Below are 21,137 nucleotides of genomic sequence, written 5' to 3'. Positions count from 1 at the left end.
TCACGCAATCCCGCCCCCTTCCAATACGCTAGGCAGATCCTGCAGCTCGCGGATTTCAAATACCGGCCACCCTCGCTCACGTATGGCAAGCTTCCAAGCGTTATCATGACTTAGATGATCAATAGAGGATGAGACATGAAGCAGACAAGGCGTTAACCCTTTGCGGGATAGCCATTCCATGCTGCGAACAACACCAGCACCTGATTCCGGTGTGATTATAACCGCAAAGCTGCCCGGCTCCAACAAGGAGTCTGCTCGCTGCAAGGATAGAGATATCGGATACGCGGCATCAGCATCTACAAATGTCAAATGCTTCATTAATAAGCTGCGCTGATCCATTCCTGATTTTGGAGCGAACATGGTCATGGCTTCTCCGATAGAGAGCAGACCCATTGCTGTATCGTCCTTTAATCCATTCTCCAGCAAGGAGGCAGCCGCAGATACCGCAATTTCAAAACGAGTAGCCAGCTCGCCAGCATAGCCGCTTGGGTGCCTATCAAGAATAACGATTGTACGCGGCAGTGATTCACGCTCAAACGCTTTGGATTTCCATTGCCCCGTCTTCGCCGTTGCATTCCAATGTACACGTGATAAACGATCGCCATAGTGATATTCGCGTACACCATTAATTTGTGTCGTTTCCTTCGCTGAGCGTGACGCTATGGCATGAGAATAAGGTCCGCGTATGCCTCTCTGAATTCCATGCCATTGCCTCAGCGGTACTGTCTGAGGCAGGACGCTGAATACCGTTTCCATTCCGAATTTTCCCGTATGCTCGAACAATCCGAATACATCATACGAAATACATTCCGTATGCTTGAAGCGATACTCTCCTCGCTGCAGCGGAGGCGTTTGATAGACAACTTGGCCGCTTCGCTTCCAGTTCGGTACGAATGACGTTTCAAATGCCAGCTTTTGACCGTTATGTCGCTGCAGTTGATCTCTTACAAGTACATAAGGAATGGGATAAAGACCTGGTACTTTCACATTCAAGCTGACATCAAGCGAGCTTCCTGCATAAAGGGACTGTTCAAACACCGCTCCACCTGATGTGGAATAAGACCTTTGTCCATTTACTTTATGAATACCGCTCCATCGTCCAAGCACTAAATAAATGAGCAGTAAATTTAAGATAACGAAGAGCATAATGGCTGTTTTTCCACCCTGAAACAATAAATAAAATAGACTAGTTACATAAATCACAGCGACAAGCTGCCAACGCAGCTTTGATGATTGGATGGCCTTCATTGGGCTAGCGCTCTAGCCGGACCGGCACTTTTGTAGACTGAATCACCTGTGAAATGATATCCTCTGCTCTCAGCCCATTCATTCTTGCTTCCGTCTTAAGCAGCAAGCGATGTGATAGAACAAAAGGAGCCAGCTCCTTAATATCATCCGGGGTAACGAATTGACGCTGTTGAATATAGGCTCTTGCCTTAGCGGCTCTTGCTAGTGCAAGCGCTGCTCGCGGACTCGCGCCCAGCATAACGCTCCCGTGTTCTCTTGTGCCGCGAATTAACGTAACTAAATATTTGCCTACAGCATCATCGATATGTACATGCTGCACCTGATCCTGAATATGGATCATATCCTCTATATTAATCATTTGCTCAATTCGGTCTGATGGATGTATTCCTTCATTAGATAAGACCATCCGCTGTTCATCGGTTTCACTTGGATAGCCTAGCGACAGCTTCATCATGAACCGGTCCAGCTGCGCTTCTGGGAGCGTATAGGTGCCCTCGAATTCTATTGGATTTTGCGTGGCAAGCAGAACAAACGGCTTAGGCAGCTCATACGTATCGCCATCTACCGTTACATGTCCTTCCTCCATCGCCTCAAGCAGCGCAGATTGCGTCTTCGTCGTCGCTCTATTAATTTCATCAGCTAACAAAATATTAGCCATTACAGGACCTGATCGGAAAATAAAAGCTTCTTGCTTCGGATGGTAAATAGAAACACCTGTGATATCAGTAGGAAGCAGATCTGGATTGCATTGAATACGTCGGAATTGCCCGCCGATCGTTTTTGCCAGCGCTTTCACCAATTGCGTCTTTCCAGTTCCCGGCACATCTTCAAGCAGAACATGTCCACCTGCGATAACGGCGATAAGCAATCTCTGGATTTCTTCCTGTTTACCGAGAATACAAGTTTCTAAATTGCGTAATATAGTAGCGCATAATTGCATGTCTGCAGGACGAATATCCATTTCATTACCTCCCGAAAATAAAGCTGCATTCTATGTTACAATACTACTATTTTACAGTAATACCTTTACGTAGTACAAACGAATTCGTTCCAAAAAAAATTGGAAGATCCCACAGGATCCTCCAATTGATAGACCGATATTCAGCCTTTGGGACGGGCAATCAGCGCCGCCAAAAACGAGAAAATAATAGCTGCCGAAATACCAGCGCTCGTTACTTTAAATATCCCTGAAATGACACCAATCCAGCCCTGATCATGAAGCTCTGTCAATGCTCCATGAACGAGAGCGTTGCCAAAGCTTGTAATCGGTACCGTAGCGCCTGCCCCTGCAAACTTCACTAGAGGCTCATATAAATCAAACCCGTCAACAATTGCACCAATAACAACAAGGGTTGACATCGTGTGTGCGGGAGTCAGCTTGCCTACATCAAACATTAATTGACCCAATACGCAAATTCCTCCACCAACTAGAAACGCCCATAAAAAAATCATAAACGCTTACTCCCCTCCTGCGCTGATCGCAACCGCATGTGCAATGCATGGAATGCTCTCGCCTTGCTGATAAGAAAGCGGTGAAAGCAAAGCCCCTGTGGCAACAACCAATATTCGCTTCAATTCTCCCTTTTTCAATCGCTTCAATAAATGCCCGTACGTGACGACCGCTGAGCAGCCGCAGCCGCTTCCGCCAGCCTGCACCTTCTGATTGGCCACATCATAGATCATCAAGCCGCAGTCACCAAATACCGTATCATTAATCGGCACCCCGTTTTGAAGCAGCAATTCTCTAGCAATGGGGTGCCCAACTCCGGCCAAATCTCCCGTTACGATGAGATCATAATCCCTCGGCGTACGCCCTGTATCATTAAAATGAGCTTGAATCGTATCTACCGCTGCCGGCGCCATCGCAGCACCCATATTGAACGGGTCCGTAATGCCCAAATCAATGACTTTACCGATTGTTGCACATTCTACCACTGGTCCTTCGCCCTCTGCTGCTATTACGGCTGCACCTGCACCTGTCACGGTATACTGTGCGGTAGGCGGCTTTTGCGCGCCGTATTCCGTTGGATAACGGAATTGCTTCTCTACCGTGCAGTTATGACTGCATGTGCCGGCCAGCACATGACTCCCAGAGCCTGAATTAACAATCAGGGACGCAATCGCCAGCGATTCCATAGAGGTTGAGCATGCGCCAAATACACCGAGGTATGGAGCACCTAAGGTTCTTGCGGCAAAGCTGCTGCTTATAATTTGATTCATGAGATCGCCGCCGACATAAAATTGAATTTGGTCACTTTCAATACGTGCATTCTGAACCGCAAATTGGGATGCTTGCTCCAGCAGCAGCCTCTCTGCTTTCTCCCAAGTTTTCTGCTGCATCTCCAGCTCGGGATGAACGAGATCAAAATCTGCTGCTAGCGGCCCATCCCCTTCATCAGGACCAACAACAGTCGCCTCACCGATAATGACAGGACGCTTCTCGAACCACCACGTTTGTTTACCGCGCAGCATATTATTGCCCTCCTGTTCCCAGTATGAGATGTGCAATACCGACGAAGAAAGCTGCAACGGTTCCGAATACGATAACGGACCCCGCCAGCTTGAACATATTGGCCCCAACGCCAAGCACTAGACCCTCAGCTCGATGCTCAAGTGCTGCTGAGCACATCGAATTCGCAAAGCCGGTTACAGGAACCGCTGAGCCTGCTCCCGCCCATTGTGCAATTTTGTCGTATACACCCAAACTCGTTAAAATAACAGATATTAAAATGAGCGTCGCAACTGTCGGGTTGCTAGCTGCTTCTTCAGTCATTCCCATAAGATGCACATACAGCTCCTGAATGCATTGTCCAAGGACGCATAATGCGCCGCCAAAAAGAAAGGCCTTTATGCAGTTTCCGAAGATGGAGCGAGGCGGTTCCATCGTTTTGGCAAAAGACTGATATTCTTTTGGAGACATCGTCATTTTTTTATAAGGCTGACCGCCGCTGCGTTTTTTAGCCAATGCTGCACTCTCCTTAATGGTTGTCATTTCCCCAGTAACCGAATATTTCTAATCTTCCCCTTCGTTCATGTACATTATTTGTAATTAGAGGAAACAATATTCGAACATAAAAAAAAAGGAACATCCTCAGCTGACAATCAGCCGAGGACATTCCTCTTCCTTCTATTATATGGATTGGTCATTTCTATTGTTCAATAATCATTACGCCTTTCGCTGCTAAGCTATAAGCTCCGCTAACAAGCTCGCCAGTCAACAAATCCGTACGAGGCTCTACGCCAAGCTGCAGCTCTGCCGCTTCCGAATTATGATTCAATATAAAAGTAAATGACTTGCCATCTTTATTTCTACGCGACACTTCTACACCAGAAGGTACATCAAGCAACGCTTCAATCCCTTTGTCCTTGCATATGTTCGTCAGCAAGGATTTCAAGAAATGCTCATCAGGGCTTGAAGCAATATACCATGCCTCACCTTTGCCAAACTTGTTAACTGTTACAACAGGCATTCCTTTATAGAAATCAGAGCCGTATTCTGCTACAACCTCAGCGCCTTCCGAATGAATCAAGTCACAGAGAATGCTGCAAGTGTATGTGCCGCTCAACGCACCATTTACGTTTTTCATTACGATTTGGTTTTGTTGGCCAGGAAGCAATGCATCAATTTCCTCTGCCCAAATGCCGAGTACTTTGCGAAGCTTGCCAGGATAACCGCCCGTTGTAACGATGTCATTCTCATTGACAATGCCGCTGAAGAAAGTAGTAATAAATGTGCCTCCGCGCTCAACAAAAGCCTCTACCTTCTCGGCAAATCCGGGTTTTACCATATACATAACAGGTGCGATAACGAGATCATATTTTTCAAAGTTCTCTTCTACGCTAATCATATCAGTCTCAACATTCAGCTCGAACAAAGCGTCATAATATTTATGAACCTCGTCTACATATTTAAGCGCGACACTCGGTCCGCTAGAGAGCTCGACCGCCCAGCGATTTTCCCAGTCAAATACGATTGCCGCTTTCGCTTCAATGCGTGAATCAAGCAGCTTATCCGATAAAGCAGTAAGCTCTTGTCCGAGTTCCACACATTCACGGAATACCCGAGTATGCTCATGCCCAACATGCTCAATTACCGCACCGTGATACTTCTCACAAGCTCCAATTGAGCGGCGCAGCTGGAAGAACATGACTGTATCCGCACCATGAGCAACCGCTTGATAGCTCCATAAGCGCATAACACCAGGACGCTTGAGCGCATTGTATGCTTGCCAGTTCTGCTGGCTTGGCGTTTGCTCCATTAGCATGAAGGGTTGTCCGCTCTTCAGACCGCGCATCAAAGCATGTGTCATTGCAGTGAAGCTGACCGGAGTATCGATAGAAGGATAGTTATCCCAGGATACAACATCCAAATGCTTAGCCCATTTGAAATAATCAAGCTCTGGATAAGTACCCATCAGATTTGTCGTAATCTGAATATTCGGTGAGTGTTTACGAATCTCATCGTATTCCAAGATGTAGCAATCAAGCAGGCTATCAGATTGGAATCTGCGATAATCAAGCGAGATCGTTTGGAAGTTTGTACGATTACCGGCCCACTCCTCGCTTAGCGCATTCGGAGGTACGATTTCATCCCAGTCATAGAACGTATGTCCCCAGAAGCTTGTGTACCAAGCTTTATTAAGTCCTTCAATCGTGCCATAACGCTGTTGCAGCCATACACGGAATTCCTCAGCACAATTATCACAATAGCAATAACCGCCATATTCATTCGAAATATGCCAAGCGACTAGCGCCGGATGATCCTTGTAGCGTTCTGCGAGCTTGCCTGCAATGAGCTTCGAATATTTCCGGTAGGTCGGGCTGCTTGGACAAGAGTTATGACGACCGCCAAATTTCCGCTTACGTCCTTCGTAATCGACACGAGTAACGTCTGGATACCTTTTTGCCATCCATGCGGGATGAGCACCTGTGCTCGTTGCCAGACATACCGAGATATTATCTTGGTGAAGCCTGTCAATGATTTTATCCAGCCCTCCAAAGTCGTACGTTTCTTCATTTGGTTGAATACGCGCCCAAGAGAAGACATTGACTGTTGCTACGTCAATATCCGCAAGATGAAACATGCGAATATCCTCTTCCATCGTCTCGTCGCTCCACTGCTCAGGGTTATAATCTCCACCGTACCATATTTTAGGAAGTTTATTATGTATCATTATTTCATTCTCCTCACTGTCGTTCATGTTATTGAATGCTGGAAAGAGAGCTCATGATATGAGCTCTCTTCATTCGTGCTTATTTTAAGCTTATTTTGACCAAAGCGCTACACGATCTTGTACCATTTTTGTAAATTCAGCATTCAATTTAGCTACGCCTGCATCATCAAGATCTTTCAAGAATGCATCGTAAATTTTATCGAAATCAGCTGGTTTAGCAAGAATAGCTTCTGGAATACGCTTTTTCATAATGTCTTGTGCTTTTTGTTGAATGACGTTTGCTTGGGAGCCTGTTTCGAAAGGAAGCGTCCAAGCTGCGCCGTATTTACGCTCTGGGAATGAATCATCCGCAGGCCATAGATCTTTGTAAGTTGTTGCGCCGTATGCAGCAAGAGTTTTTTTGTCTTGATCGGAATAAGCCGTTTGAATTTGCTCAGGGAATGTCGTTGTGTAGTAGTTTCCAGATGGATCCAACACACCATCGCCATAACGAGCTGATAGCAAGTAGTTGCCAATACCTGTTGTTTTCTTAAATGTATTTTGGTCATTTGATTTTAGAGCTTGAACATCTGCAGGAATGACACGTTTGCCATTTTCCACATTGTAATGTGTACCTTCAACACCCCAGTTCACTAGTACTTGACCTTCATCAGAAGCCAGGTAATCAAGGAATTTGATTAAACGAACAGGATCTTTAGCACCTTTTGTAATACCGATACCGTTACCTGCAATATAACCTGTTCCTTGGAAAGAATGGTCTTGGAACGTTTCATTCAAGGTTACAGGGAAACGAGCGTAAGTGGATCCAAATTTACCTTCAGCTTTCAATGCATTTTCAGCATCGCCGTAATCCCAGTTCTGATCAATAAGTCCAAGCACACGGCCAGAAGCGATTTTCGCTTTATATTGATCATATTTTTGTACGAAACTTTCTTTATCAAGAAGACCGATATCATTCATGTGGTTCAACCAACGGAAATATTCTCTCTCTTCAGGACGCTGGTAGTGCATGATTGCTTCATGTGTTTCTTGGTTGATGAAGAACTCACCATCATCTGGCGCGCCAGTTGCATAGAAAGCCGGGTTCGTTACAGAAATTACAATCTGCCATTCGCCGCCGTTAAGTGACATACCGATAGTCGGTTGACCGTCAGCCGTTTTTGGATTTTTCTCGATATATGCTTTGATTGCTGCTTCATAATCTTCAACGGTTTTGATTGCTGGGTAACCAGCTGCTTCAAGCACTTGGTGCTGCAATTGGAAGCCGCCGCCTGCATCAAAGTAAGTTTGACCTACACCGTCTTGCGGCAGGATATAGATGGCATCGTCATCCGCATTCCAGCTTAGACGGTTGAAGTATTCGCCATATACCTTTTTCAGGTTAGGAGCGTACTCCTCGATCAATGGACGAAGGTCGAGCAAAGCGCCTGCGTCAACCAATTTCCCTGCTTGACCTTTTGGCATAACAAGATCCGGATAATCATCACTTGCTACCATGAGTGCGAACATATCAGCGTCCGAACCGCCTACAGGAAATTCTTGTTTCATCGTAATGCCTGTTTTTTCTAGAATGACTTTACCTACATCGGATTTCATATCATCCCAGTTCGGATTGTTATCACCTGAAGCGACACGAATCGTGATAGGATCAAGTTTCTCCACTTCAGCTGGTGCATTTGTAGCATTTGCTGAACCTTCATTTTTTCCTTTGTTTGTGCCGCCTTCATTCGAATTGCCGCAAGCTGTGACGAATACGAATACGAGTGCGAGCATCAAGCTAAGAACCATCTGCATTTTTCTCTTCATTTCTAAAATGCCTCCCTTTTTCTTTTACCTGATAACATGTATATAACAGAAAATCTGCTATTACCAAAGTTAGCTTTTTACAGCTCCGAGCGTCATGCCCTTAACGAAGTACTTTTGAAGGAACGGGTAGACCAGAAGAATAGGTACCGTTACGACAATCGTAATCGCCATTTTAATCGATTCCGGTGAAACTGAAGCAAGCGACAGTTGTGAATTCGGGTCACGATAGTTGCTGCCTGTCTGTGTAGATAGAAGCACCTTCATGAGCTCGTACTGCAGGGTCGTATTATCAGGATTCCGGTTGTTGAACAAGTACGTATCAAACCAGGAATTCCAGTGTCCTACAGCGATAAACAATGCAATGGTTGCCAGCACCGGCTGACAAAGCGGAAGGATAACCTTCCAGAATATAGTCCAATCATTAGCGCCATCGATCTTTGCAGATTCTTGAAGTGCATAAGGCAGTCCGTCGATATACGAGCGTACTACGAATACATTCCAAACACTCAGGATAGCAGGAATGATATAAACGGAAAAAGTACCAATCAAGCCTAGGTTTTTCATCAACAAGAAGCCTGGAATTAGACCGCCTGTGAAATACATCGTAAGTGCGAACACGACAGACATCCATCTTCTCGCCTGAAAATCAGGACGGCTTAACGTGTAAGCCATCATAGATGCCGAAAGTACTCCGACTATCGTACCAACAACCGTCCGAATGACGGAGTTTTTGAATCCAGTAAGCAATCCGTCGAATCCAAATATCGTCTCGTAGTTTTTCAAAGTAAAATCACGAGGATAGATAGTCAAGCCGCCTCTTACTGTATCTACTGAATCATTAAACGAAATGGCTAGTACATTCAGGAACGGATACAGCGTTACGATTGCTACAAAAATCATGAACACATAAATGAAGATATCGAATAATTTGTCGCCTATATTTTTTTGTGCATAATGCATATGTCGTTCCTCCTATATGATCGATTCTTTGGTGACTCGTTTGTATATTCCGTTCGCGATGAACACTAATAGGATGCTGACTACGGAGTTGAATATACCGATTGCCGTACCATACGAATATCGGCTCAATTGAATACCGTACTTCAGCGCATACAGATCAAGTACTTCTGAAAAGTCAGATACGAGAGGATTGCCTAACAAGAACTGTTTCTCGAATCCAATACTGACCAAATGTCCAATCGATAGGATGAAAAGGACCATAAACGTTGTTCGAATGCCTGGCAGTGTGATGTGCCACATTTTACGGAATCTGCCTGCGCCGTCCACGGTCGATGCCTCATAAAGCTCAGGATCGATACCCGCCATAGCTGCAAGGAAGATAATGGAGTTCCAGCCCATCTCTTTCCATAGATCGGAAAGCGTTACAATACCCCAGAACCATTCTCCTTTAGCCATGAATTGAATCGGCGTGTCAATAATATTTAGATACATCAACAATTGGTTAATGGCTCCGCCGTCCGTAGAAAGCATCTTCGTTACGAGTCCTGCAACAACGACCCAAGATACAAAGTGAGGTAAATAAGATATGGTTTGAATCGAGCGCTTGAAGAACTGGCCTCTCAACTCATTCAATAATAGAGCGAAAATGACCGGAATTGTAAATCCAATAACTAAGCCCATCGAGCTCATGGCTAGTGTGTTCCGCAAGACGATATAAAATCTTTCATCCTGGAACAGCTCTACGAAGTTATCGAATCCGACCCATTTTTGATCGAGAATCGAATTTTTTGGTTTGTAGTTTTGAAAGGCGGTCAACCAGCCCCAAACCGGTACATAACTGAAAATGAAGATCCATATAACAAATGGAAGTGACATCATGTACAAGTAGCGCTGCTGGAAAGCTCTGAACCAAAATCGGTTCTTTCTGTTCGTCGACCCTGCTTTTTGGGTACCTTCTGTTAGCGGTTTCATCGCTGCTCCTCCTAAATAAAAAGCTTTCTCTTGTCTGCTTTGTTTACTCTCTCTTCTCTGTTTCCATCATAAACGATGAACACGATACTCTTGCACCCACTAAATTAGACCTAAAATCATATGAAAATAAGATTTTTCAAACGCTTTCATTACCACAAATTAGGTTTAAAAAAGACAAAAAAAGACGAAATTCACCTCTCCTTTTCCGAGGAAATGAGGAGGGAAATACGTCTTTTCTCTTAGAGCCATGCAGGTTTTCATGCAATTCCATTATTCTGTAGGAGATTTTCCCGTCGCACTTTTGAAGGATGACGGTGAAACACCCTTATATTTCTTGAACTTGCTATGAAAATAATCCACATTTGCATATCCGACACGTTCTGACACCTGATGCACCTTCAAACCTTCTTGAAGCAGCTCGATTGCATGCTGAATGCGAATCTGATCCAAATACGTATTGAAATGCTCACCTGTGTAATTTTTGAACATTTTACCCAAATAGCTGCTGTTGTAGTTAAAGAGTTCCGCGAGCGTTTCTAGCTTAATATTCTCGTTATAGTGACGTTCGATAAAATCAGTCATTTGCTTGAGAACAGACACGCTGTCCGACTTCCCAATCTTTTCTGCCAAATGCGATAATTTCTGCTGCAGCTGTGAAAGCATTTCATCATAATGATGGGTCAGATACAGGGCTGTGATCATAAGTAAATCTTCTTGTACCGATACCTGAGGGTTCGACGTTGCTGCTTTGTTAAGGACAATCGTCAGCACTTGAGCCCAGCTTGACTTCACAAATTGCTCAGAGGTATCATGTCCGCAAATACGATCAGATACTTCCTTTATAGCAGAGTTCACGCCATCCTTGCTCCCAATGTCGAGCATGTAATAAAGTCTCTGTGCAAGCCCTTCAACGGAGAATTCCTCCGCATGCTTATCTTCTGCTGAATTAATGACCTCGGATAAAGAGGCAATATGAATACGCTGACCCAGAAGCATAAATCGCTGCTTCAGCAATTTGCGCACAGCCGGAGGCCACTCCTGAAGCTCATTCAATTCACGAACGGGTTCGCTCGCTGCCGCTGCGAAACGCACTCTTGGCCCGCAGCATTCCTCAATCCAACCCGTCATTTGCTCCAAAGCACTATTTTGAAGCATATAATCCTTTAGCAGAACACCAACAAACGGTTCTGCCGCAAATACCCAGCCGATTTCCTTCTGCTCCACAACTTCAGCCAGCTTTTTCTTAAGCTGTGCGTTCATCGTCAGTGAATGCTCTCGGCTATAAAGCTCAATGAGCAGCAATTGATAATTTTTAGCAGGCGTCCCCAGAAACTTTTGCAAATCTTGAATGCCTGTTCCAATTCCACCGAGCTTGCCTGTGCTTAATTGCTGCAGCATTTCATCCCGAAGAAGTACAGTCGTCTGCTGCGTGTTCAGCTGGGATTGAGACTTTTTCTTAAGTACCGCGCTAATTCGCTCTACATAACTCTCCAATTCATCCTCATCAATTGGCTTTAAAATATAACCGTCTACATTATGTGCAATAGCTTTCTTCGCATAGCTAAAATCAGCATAACCGCTTAAGATTAAAAAGTGACAGATGCCATTCGTTTTTCTTATTTCTTCGATGGCTTGCAATCCATCCATACCTGGCATGCGAATATCGATGAGGATCATATCTGGATCAAGCTCTTTTTGCTTCTCTATGGCTTCACGACCATTTGCAGCAACGCCAACAACCTCGAAGTCATGCTTTCCCCAATCAATTAATGTTTTCAGACCTTCACGAATCATTGGTTCATCGTCAACGATCATAACCTTATGCATGTAGATGACCCCCAATCGGAATTTCAAAAGTAATAAGCGTACCTGACCCAAGCGTGCTCTTGATTGTCAAACCACACTCTTCCCCATAAATCAGAACTAAACGCTGATGAACATTGCGCAATCCAATTCTATACTCCTCGTCTTCCTCCATATCATGTAAGGAATCACTAATTTGAATGATTTTATCCTCTGAAATACCTACACCGTTATCCTCTATTTCAACTCGCAGCATCCCATCAGCAACCTTTGTATTTAACCGAACAAAGCCGCCTTCAGCAATATTCTCAAGTCCATGCACAACGGCATTTTCAATTAAGGGTTGAATAATAAGCGGAGGTATTTCCAAATCTTGACCCCGCTCATCTGTATCTAAGTGAAAGGTTAATCTATCAATCCCATAACGGAAGGCTTGAATTTCCAAATAACACCGAACAAGCTCCAGCTCGTCCTTCAAAGCAATTTTCTTCGTACCTACTTCTAGATTTCTACGAATCATTTTGCCTAGCATTCGTACGATAGAAGAAATCTCCGTCTCGCCCTTCAAATGGGCTTTCATTCGAATCGACTCCAGCGCATTGAATAGAAAATGAGGGTTAATCTGACTAGCCATCATTTTCAGTTTAATTTCCTTTTGCCTAATCTGAAGCAGACCCTTCTGCTTATGCGACTCTGCAACCTCATCCATTAATCCTCGTATATTGACAACCATATTATTGAATTGCTTGGCGAGGATACCGATTTCATCATTGCCTGTCACATGAGAAACAACTTTCAAATCTCCCATAGCGACCTTATTTAAGTCTTTATTCAACACAAGCATACGCTTCGCTAATATAGTCGCAAAGATATAAATCAGTATAAAGGCAATTAGAAGACTGATCATGATGATACCAAAACCAAGCAAATTGATTCTGTTCGCACCGCTAACGATACTTTCAATTGTGAAAACAGAGATGATCTTCAGTCCATTTACACTGGATTGCGGCATCAGATTCTCAACAACGATTTTAGATGGCTTGCCCTCATATTTAAACTCATAGGTACCCTCTGGTTTGTCGGTCAACTGGCTCGCAAAATCAAGTTCTGATATTTTTCTACCTACCCAGCTCGGATTTTTTGCAGCAAAAATATAACCATTATCATCGATGATCATCGTATCAAACGGCTCTTGACTGATCATCGCATTCAACAGCTTCTGATCAACCCCAATAACGAGCACTCCGCTTGTACGATAAGCCGGGAAGGTGATTTTGCGAACGAGACTTAAATAGTTGTTATTTGCCTTTGTTTCATCTTTGATAAACCCCCAGTGAATGCCCTCTTTCTCCATCGCTGATTTGTACCATGCACTTTCGGTCACATCATCCGTTACCTTTAGAAACTCCCAATTTTCAAGGATAGTTGTATTGGTTGTATAGAACCGAATATTATTAATCTCATTGTAAAGCTTAACGTAATCGCGAAAATCACGATAATCCCAAAAAGCCTGAACCACATCAAATGTTGACTGATATTGCGTATTCACAATGTTCGTCAACCGACTGTCAACAAGCAGCTTATCCGATATTTCAATAGGCATTCTAATAATATCTGAGGTTTGTTTCTTGATTCTCTCCACGTTGTTCGTTATTTGCTGAGTCGCTTGGTCCAACACATTTTGGCGCAAAGCGGTTGTCAAAAAAATACCGACAATTAATACTGGAACGAATACGACGAGCAAGAAGGAAAATATAAGCTTGTTCTTGATCCGAATATTGTTTGTTTTATGTGTCAGCTTTTCTAAGATCAGCCTCATTCAGGCCTTCTCCTCCTTCTTAAAGGAAAGCGTTTACTATTATTTGCAAAAGCTGTTAAAGCGGTATTCGGTAGGATGAATGCTCTTCGATAACATGCTCGCCCATATTATAAACCCATTTGAAGATGAATTGATTCCCTGTGTAGCCTGTTCTTTTCCGAATGTCCGGTATAATAACTTTCTCTAGGTTGTCCAAAATAATGCGTTCAATGGATGCTAATCGTTCTTCATTCGCTTCGCTTTGCTGCATGGCTTCTTCCTCGGATGAAGCTGTCCCCTTGTAATAAGCAAGAGCAGCATCCTTATCGCTTATATTATTATCCAGCGGGCGACCCGATCCTTTAAAAATAAACTTCACCGTGTCGATCCAGTCCTTGTATAAACTTATCTGAATATCATTCATGATCTGAAAGCAGCTCCTATGTTTGTGATTCAATCGTTAAACTTTAGGATAATCCGACATATACGAAATTGCAACCTTTTGCTCATGCTTAAAAATACCTAAATTGCAAAAAAGAGCTTCCATCGCCGACGCAGCGACTATGAAAACTCTTTGCTGTATAAAACATATTTTAGAGAGAAATTCATAGGTAGATCTTAATATCCGAAATACAAATCAACGAAAACTTTTCCTTTTTTTAACTGATAGTCGGAGGGTTCTGTCTTCCGATGTCCCCCTCCAAGCTAGAGTTGTTTCCCCGCGCTCATCCTTGCATCCTTATGTCCTTACATTTGACTCTATTTCATTTGGAAGAAGCTGAGCTTCACGCCATCCGTTAAATTAATAATCAAATCACCAGTCGGCAGATTAACAGGAAGCTCGATACGAACCGTCTCCCATTGCTGCTCGTCGCTTGGAGATACTAGACTCGAGCTCATTACAGCACTAGAGGCACTGCCGATTAGAACTGAAATTTGGCCTCCTCGCGATCCGCCGCTTACACGCGCTTCGAAAGCCGATGATCCTTTGCTCCAATCGACATCCGCAAACTTGATCCAACCCTCCGGCGCCGACAGCCTTACGCATGTTCCGCCTTCTTTACTCTCATCCAAATAAACATTCTCGTAATCGTCATAGTTCTCTGCACGCGTCTGTACCGACAGGTTGCGAGCTGGTATTTTCTCACCTGCGATTCTAATCGTATTAGTGGATTTGACATCCGCAGATGAACCGCCTGCTGTAAAGCTATAGTCAGCCTCTTCTAAGCAGAACCGATCACGCGTTACATCCCAGAGAGCAAGCTCTTCAGCAGGAACAATCAACTGCACTGCCTTCGTCTCGCCAGGCTGTAACGTTACACGAGTGAAGCCAACCAGCTTCTTCAGTGGACGCACTACCCTTGAACCTTCAATTCGCACATACAGCTGTACAACCTCGTCAGCTGTTATCGACGAATGGTTAGTGACATCAAGATTTACTGTTAATTTACCGTCTAAACCCGTTGCATCATTCACTATTTCTAGCTCGCTATAGCTGAATGATCCGTAGCTAAGTCCATAACCAAATGGATATAGCGGTTCACCGTCAAAAAACTGGTAAGTCCTTTTACCCTTTAGAATGTCGTAGTCCATTAAATCTGTCAGCTGTTCTTCTGACTTGTACCAAGTCATATTAAGACGACCAGCTGGCGAATAATCGCCAAACAGCACATCAGCAATAGCATTGCCCAGCTCTTGACCCGCATGCGACAAGTAAAGAACGGCTGGTATTTGCTCGTTAACTGCATTCAAAGTGAATGGATAGCTGCCGATTACGACAACAACCGTGTTCGGATTAGCCTCGTGCACAGCACGTATCAGTTCATTTTGCGATGCTGCTAGATCCAGGCTCGGACGGTCAATTTCTTCTTTGCCGTTAATGAGCGGGTTGTTTCCGACAATAACGATTGCTGTCTCAGCCGCTTTAGCGGCTGCCACTGCTTCTGCAAGGCCATCCTTGATCACATTTTTCGTGAACAGCTCTGTTTCACCGATCGTATCCGCCTCTGTGACTTGAAGAGAATCGGAACCACCGTTTGGCGCCGTTACCAGCTTGCCATTCCATGTGCGAATCGCGAACTGATCATTCCCTTGCTTATCAAGCTTGAATACTTCCTTGACATACCAGCCGAACGCTTCATTTGCAGTCGCAGCGACATTAACATCATCCGCGCTAGTTAGAAGCTTTCCAGACGCGCTGCTCTCGAGCGTATAGCTTCCCCAGCCCCAATCAGTCAATTCAAATGACTCTCCATCAGCTTCTGACGCGCTAGCCTGAAGACGACTCTCATTAGCAGCGTCAGCGACCAATGCTTTACCATTCGCTGCTGATTTCAACACTACACGGTCATTTCCGCTGCTGAATGATACACTCTTGCCGCTAAGCTTGCTCGAAATCCCTTCAAGAGGTGTTACTTTATAAGGAAGAGAGCCCGAATACCAGTCACGATATACAACATCCGCAAGCGGTCCAATTACAGCCACACTGTTCAGCTTCTCTTTATTTAATGGAAGCATGTTATTCTCATTTTTAAGCAGAACGATTGACTCCCGTGCGGCTTGCAGTGACAATTCACCGTGTTCCGGCGCGCAAAGCTTGGACTCAGGCGTATTCGCGTAAGGATTTTGGTCCTCAGGATCAAATTCACCAAGGCGGAAACGTACACGGAATGTATTGATAAGCGCTTTATCCAAATGCTGCTCGGTAAGCAAGCCTTCAGCCAATGCTTCACGGATAGCTGCGCAAGATTTCTCTGCGTCATCCGTAATGCTGTCAATTCCAGCTTTTATGGAATGAGCAACTGCGTCCTTGTAGGAATCATAATATTTATGATCATTAACGATACCGAGCAAGTCACCAGCATCGCTGACGATAAATCCGTTCATCCCCCACTCCTCTTTCACCACTTTATTGACATCTTCATGCAATATGGTTGGTGTTCCATTGACAGAGTTATACGAGGTCATCATGGATTGCGCCCCGCCCTTAACGAAGGCAGGTTTGAACGCTGCTTGATAATATTCCTTCATATTCCTTGGATCAATGCTCGCTGAGCAGCTGCCGCGATTAATTTCATTGTTGTTCCCAATAAAATGTTTCAAGGTCGCTACCGCTTTGTAATAGAGCGGATGATCGCCTTGCAGACCTTGCACCAGTGAAGCAGTCAGCTCGCCTGTTAGCTTAGGGTCCTCGCCATAGGCTTCCTCTGTCCGGCCCCAGCGCGGATCACGCTCCATATCTACAGTTGGCGCCCAGAGGGTCAAGCCGTTAATGGCTGGATTACGCTGAAAATAAACACGCGCCTCATCTCCGATTACAGAGCCAACCTCTTTCAGCAATACAGGGTTCCAGGTACAGCCAAGACCGATTGGCTGTGGAAAAGTCGTTGCTTCTCCTAGCCAAGCCATACCATGCGCCGCTTCTGTTCCATGCTTGTAAGGCTTAACGCCAAGCCGCTCTATCTCCGGCTGGTATTGCACCATAGATTCAATTTTCTCGTCAAGCGTAAAGCGGGATACAAGATCGATTACACGCTCTTCAACCGGCAAAGCTATATTTTCAAACGGAAAACCTGTTTTGTTTGTCATTGTTGTTCTCTCCTTATTGAGTTGCTGGGGATAGGGTATACCATTCATTTACTTTCGTTTTAAAGGGTTTTGAAGCGTCGATCATGACACCGTCTGATGATTGAACGGATACGGCATCCTTATAGCAGATCCTGCAAGTACGTCCATGCGTCGATTGAATACGAGCGGAAGTCAGCTTGCCTTCTTCCCATGCCATATCTATAATGAACCCGCCTCTTGCTTTGATGCCCTTTACATAACCGTTCGGCCAAGCAGCTGGCAATGCAGGCAGAAGCTCTATGCAGTCCAAATGGCTTTGCAACAGAAGCTCGGCAATGCCCGCAGTACCGCCAAAATTACCATCAATTTGGAAAGGCGGATGATCATCGAATAAATTAGGGTGAGTCGATCTTGCAAGCAGCGTATGAATAAATCGGTAAGACGATTCTGAGTCACCCAGTCGCGCGTACAAATTAATGAGCCATGCGCAGCTCCAGCCTGTGTGCCCGCCCCCGTTATTTATCCGGCTCTCCAGCGACAGCCTTCCCGCTTCAAGAAGCTCCGGCGTCGCTTCCTTGTTGATCGTTGTACCTGGATATAATCCATATAAATGAGAAACATGGCGATGTCCCGGCTCATGCTCCTCGAAATGCTCATGCCATTCCTGCAACAAGCCTGCTGATGATATTTGAAGAGGTGGAAGCTTCAAGCGTGCAGCAGCTATTTGTTCTGCTATTGGATCATTAAGATTAAGTATTTGCACACTCATCAAACAGTGCGCGAACAGCTCGTTTATGAGCGTGATATCCATCGCGGAGGATTCCGCTACGCTGCATGCTTCCCCCTCTGCGGTAAGAAATTTATTTTCCGGTGAAGTGGAAGGCGACGTCATCAGCAGCCCATCCTCGTTCTCCTGCAACCAGCTTAGGCAAAATAATGCTGCGCCGCGCATAAGCGGATATGCCTTATCCCGCAAGAAGCTCTCACTTGGATTATATATGTAGTGCTCCCATAAATGCTGAGTAAGCCATACACCTCCCATAGGCCAAAAAGCCCAGCTAGGATGTCCGGCAGTCGGCGTTGAGGTACGCCATAAATCAACATTATGATGCGCTACCCAGCCGTCGCTATTGTAATGGATAGCTGCTGTGCGCGCTCCGCTTTCGCTAAGCTCCCCAATCATATCCAGCAAAGGCTCATGGCATTCACTCAAATTAGCGAGCTCTGCCGGCCAATAATTCATTTGCGTATTAATATTTGTCGTATAATCACTGTTCCAAGGGGGCTGAACCCGATGATTCCATATCCCCTGCAAATTAGCGGGTTGTGTACCGGGACGTGAGCTTGCCATGAGCAAGTATCGTCCGTACTGGAAATACAACGCTTCCAGCTGCGGGTCTTGCTCACCCCTCTTATAGGCTTCCAATCGTTCGTCGGTAGGCAGCAGTCCGTTAGACGTTTCTCCTAGATTAAGATCCACACGCTGGAAAAGGCTGCGATGATCACTTATATGACGTTCACGAAGTTCCTCGTACCCAATGGTAAAAGCTGCTTCAAGCACCCTTTTGCTCTCTGCATGAAGTTTCTCTTCACAATTAGCCGGTTGACGATCGAATCTTTCGAAGCTTGTAACCGCACTAAGCATAAAAGTAACCGAATGAGCGCCCTCAATTTTCAGTTGATGCTCTCCGACTATCGACACCTCTCCGCCATCAAGCTTTACACCAAGCCTAGCTTGAAAAGTAACACCGCGATCTTTCTCATATTGCACCGCGAGAGGATGATCCCACCTATAATTGTCCGCTACATGGCTCGGACATCGTCCATGAAGCACGATGATCTCATTTCCTTCTGAAGTGAGCTCAAATTTCATATCGCTTTGGAGGAAAGCCGTTAAAGAAAGAGGGGTATTCCCAAGCGCTTCATATTTTGTACACAGCACCTGATCAACCGCACTTACGAATATTTCACGGCGATAAATGGTGTCATCTATGTGAAAGCTTGTCGTCGCTATTCCCGCATCTAGATCCAACATCCGGATAAAATGATGATGCTCCACAGCCCTTTCCCCAAAATGCTGCTCCACGAACAAGTCGCCCATTGGCTGATACGATTCCGTATTGGTTCCGAGCATCCTTGCTTCCACGAGCTGCTCCGCTTCTACGAATCGCTTCTCCGCTATGAGCTCCCTCGCACGCTTCAAATAACGCAGCGCTTCGTAGTTATTCGTATCGCGCGGAAAGCCCGACCAGAGTGTATCTTCATTTAATTGAATGTGTTCTTTATCGATGCCGCCAAACACCATACCGCCTAAACGGCCATTGCCGATCGGCAGCGCCTCTTCCCATCTCGAAGCCGGCTGTTTGTACCAAAGTGTCCATGGATGTTCATTCGCAATCCACTGTCCCATGTAATCAGCTCCTGTTATCGCTTTCATTATTTTCGAATTCCCAAAATCTCATTATTGCTTCCATCATAACGGAATAGCCTTCACGTACAGTACCCATGAGATTCCATATAAAATCATATGAAAATTAGCGTTTGTTGAAGAAATACCCCCTTTTTTCTAGCATTTCATCCCCTCCTCATACAAAAAAAAGACCAACCATACTTTCTGGTTGGTCTTGCGATTCAAGCATAACACTATCAAAACGATCAACAATCATTTAATTATCAAAAAGAAACAACTTTTAAAGCCCAGCTTCTCCAAATACTTTATCAAAGCCTGCCTTCGAACGAAGGATAAGCACCTCTGGAGAATCGGATGGTTTCTCAGCCGTTAGCACTTCTTGAGAAACAGCGCCCTTGTAACCAATTCGGTCTAAAGCTTTAACAAAACCAACTAAGTCGATAACTCCTTCACCTGGATATAAGCGTCCGTTATCTAATGCTTCCTCAACCGGCACATCCGGTGCGTCATTAATATGTACATGAACGATTTGATCTGGACGAAGCGCTTCGATATCTGAGACAGTCAAGCCGTTCGTGTACCAGTGATACGAATCGAATAACAAGCCTACATTGCTTTCTCCAATTGCTGCAATCCAGTCGAGCGTTTCCTCCAGCGTCCAGATAAAAGGATTTTCCCAATGTGTACGCAAATGATGCGGTCCAACAAACTCTAAGCCAAGCCGGATGCCATATGCACCAAGCACCTGCGCACATGTCCGCAATCTTCTTGTGGCAAGAGACATAAAGTGCGCGGCTTTAAAGTCAGTAGATGGCAATACATATGTACAGCAGCTCGTACACCCTAGCTCCGCTGCTGCTGCAGCTGATGCAGCGAGACCTCTCAAGCTCTCAAGAAACACTGCTTCTGTTGATCTCCATTCAACGGAAAGTCCGATTGAGCCGATAACCAAGCCATTGCTCTTTAATAATTGACGCGCATTCTCCACGCCATGCCGATGAATCAATGATTCAGCATCTATATCTACAGCTTGAAAGCCATATGCTCCGGCTAGTTCAATTAAACGTTCATCATTCTCAATGTGACCAAGCCCAGCTCCCGTTATTCCTCTCAACATACCATTAGCACCTCTTTCATCCATTTGTGTTGATTCCATTCTCATCCTGCTCTGCGTTATTGCTCTTGTGAACTTAACCACTCTTACTCTATTCGCAGCCATCGTCCAAAATCCTTCTATATTAATGAAGCGATTACATGAACACTTGAAGATATGGAATAACAAAGGGCTGCCTCCGAAGTAGATACTTCTACTTTGGAGGCAGCCCTTGCTTCGCAATGCCTTCTCTTAATCAAAAATCGATAAAATCAGAAATAAAATGGCAAGCAAAGCGTAAAGTAC

Annotated in this window: 15 protein-coding genes; all 15 read right to left on the bottom strand. The window is 44.9% G+C overall.

What is annotated here, in order from left to right; translation table 11 throughout:
- Window positions 1–1,248 carry a DUF58 domain-containing protein gene (locus AC0YOD_RS00970; protein WP_475797382.1) on the bottom strand — a complete coding sequence of 416 codons (1,248 nt, stop codon included), beginning with the start codon at window positions 1,246–1,248 and terminating at the stop codon, window positions 1–3.
- Between the two features lie 4 nt (window positions 1,249–1,252).
- Window positions 1,253–2,209, bottom strand: a complete 957-nt coding sequence (locus AC0YOD_RS00965) for an AAA family ATPase (protein ID WP_475797381.1) — start codon at window positions 2,207–2,209, stop codon at window positions 1,253–1,255.
- Window positions 2,210–2,349: 140 nt separating this feature from the next.
- The gene (gene spoVAE / locus AC0YOD_RS00960; RefSeq protein WP_475797380.1) at window positions 2,350–2,700 is read right to left on the bottom strand and encodes a stage V sporulation protein AE; all 351 of its coding nucleotides are present in this window, start codon (window positions 2,698–2,700) and stop codon (window positions 2,350–2,352) included.
- Window positions 2,701–2,706: 6 nt separating this feature from the next.
- The gene (spoVAD, locus tag AC0YOD_RS00955) at window positions 2,707–3,720 is read right to left on the bottom strand and encodes a stage V sporulation protein AD (protein WP_475797379.1); all 1,014 of its coding nucleotides are present in this window, start codon (window positions 3,718–3,720) and stop codon (window positions 2,707–2,709) included.
- 1 nt (window position 3,721) lies between these two features.
- Complete coding sequence (spoVAC, locus tag AC0YOD_RS00950; protein WP_475798331.1) at window positions 3,722–4,174, bottom strand: stage V sporulation protein AC; 453 nt, start codon at window positions 4,172–4,174, stop codon at window positions 3,722–3,724.
- Between the two features lie 223 nt (window positions 4,175–4,397).
- The gene (locus AC0YOD_RS00945; RefSeq protein WP_475797378.1) at window positions 4,398–6,422 is read right to left on the bottom strand and encodes a beta-galactosidase; all 2,025 of its coding nucleotides are present in this window, start codon (window positions 6,420–6,422) and stop codon (window positions 4,398–4,400) included.
- Between the two features lie 90 nt (window positions 6,423–6,512).
- A complete protein-coding gene (locus AC0YOD_RS00940; RefSeq protein ID WP_475797377.1) occupies window positions 6,513–8,228 on the bottom strand; it encodes an ABC transporter substrate-binding protein in 1,716 nt (571 codons plus the stop codon).
- A 69-nt stretch (window positions 8,229–8,297) separates the two neighbouring features.
- Window positions 8,298–9,188, bottom strand: a complete 891-nt coding sequence (locus tag AC0YOD_RS00935; RefSeq protein ID WP_475797376.1) for a carbohydrate ABC transporter permease — start codon at window positions 9,186–9,188, stop codon at window positions 8,298–8,300.
- Window positions 9,189–9,200: 12 nt separating this feature from the next.
- The gene (locus AC0YOD_RS00930) at window positions 9,201–10,160 is read right to left on the bottom strand and encodes an ABC transporter permease (RefSeq protein ID WP_475797375.1); all 960 of its coding nucleotides are present in this window, start codon (window positions 10,158–10,160) and stop codon (window positions 9,201–9,203) included.
- Window positions 10,161–10,430: 270 nt separating this feature from the next.
- On the bottom strand, window positions 10,431–11,987 hold the full coding sequence (locus AC0YOD_RS00925) for a response regulator (protein ID WP_475797374.1): 1,557 nt from the start codon (window positions 11,985–11,987) through the stop codon (window positions 10,431–10,433).
- On the bottom strand, window positions 11,980–13,782 hold the full coding sequence (locus AC0YOD_RS00920; protein ID WP_475797373.1) for a sensor histidine kinase: 1,803 nt from the start codon (window positions 13,780–13,782) through the stop codon (window positions 11,980–11,982). Before AC0YOD_RS00920 ends, AC0YOD_RS00925 begins: the two co-directional genes overlap by 8 nt.
- 55 nt (window positions 13,783–13,837) lie before the next feature.
- On the bottom strand, window positions 13,838–14,185 hold the full coding sequence (locus AC0YOD_RS00915) for a hypothetical protein (RefSeq protein WP_475797372.1): 348 nt from the start codon (window positions 14,183–14,185) through the stop codon (window positions 13,838–13,840).
- Between the two features lie 335 nt (window positions 14,186–14,520).
- Window positions 14,521–17,349, bottom strand: a complete 2,829-nt coding sequence (locus AC0YOD_RS00910) for a glycoside hydrolase family 3 C-terminal domain-containing protein (RefSeq protein WP_475797371.1) — start codon at window positions 17,347–17,349, stop codon at window positions 14,521–14,523.
- Between the two features lie 13 nt (window positions 17,350–17,362).
- Complete coding sequence (locus AC0YOD_RS00905) at window positions 17,363–19,738, bottom strand: glycoside hydrolase family 95 protein (protein WP_475797370.1); 2,376 nt, start codon at window positions 19,736–19,738, stop codon at window positions 17,363–17,365.
- Between the two features lie 280 nt (window positions 19,739–20,018).
- Complete coding sequence (locus tag AC0YOD_RS00900) at window positions 20,019–20,855, bottom strand: sugar phosphate isomerase/epimerase family protein (RefSeq protein ID WP_475798330.1); 837 nt, start codon at window positions 20,853–20,855, stop codon at window positions 20,019–20,021.
- Between the last annotated feature and the right edge of the window lie 282 nt (window positions 20,856–21,137).

It is taken from the genome of Paenibacillus sp. J31P13 (assembly GCF_056269295.1).
This window is presented reverse-complemented; position numbering and strand designations above follow the sequence as displayed.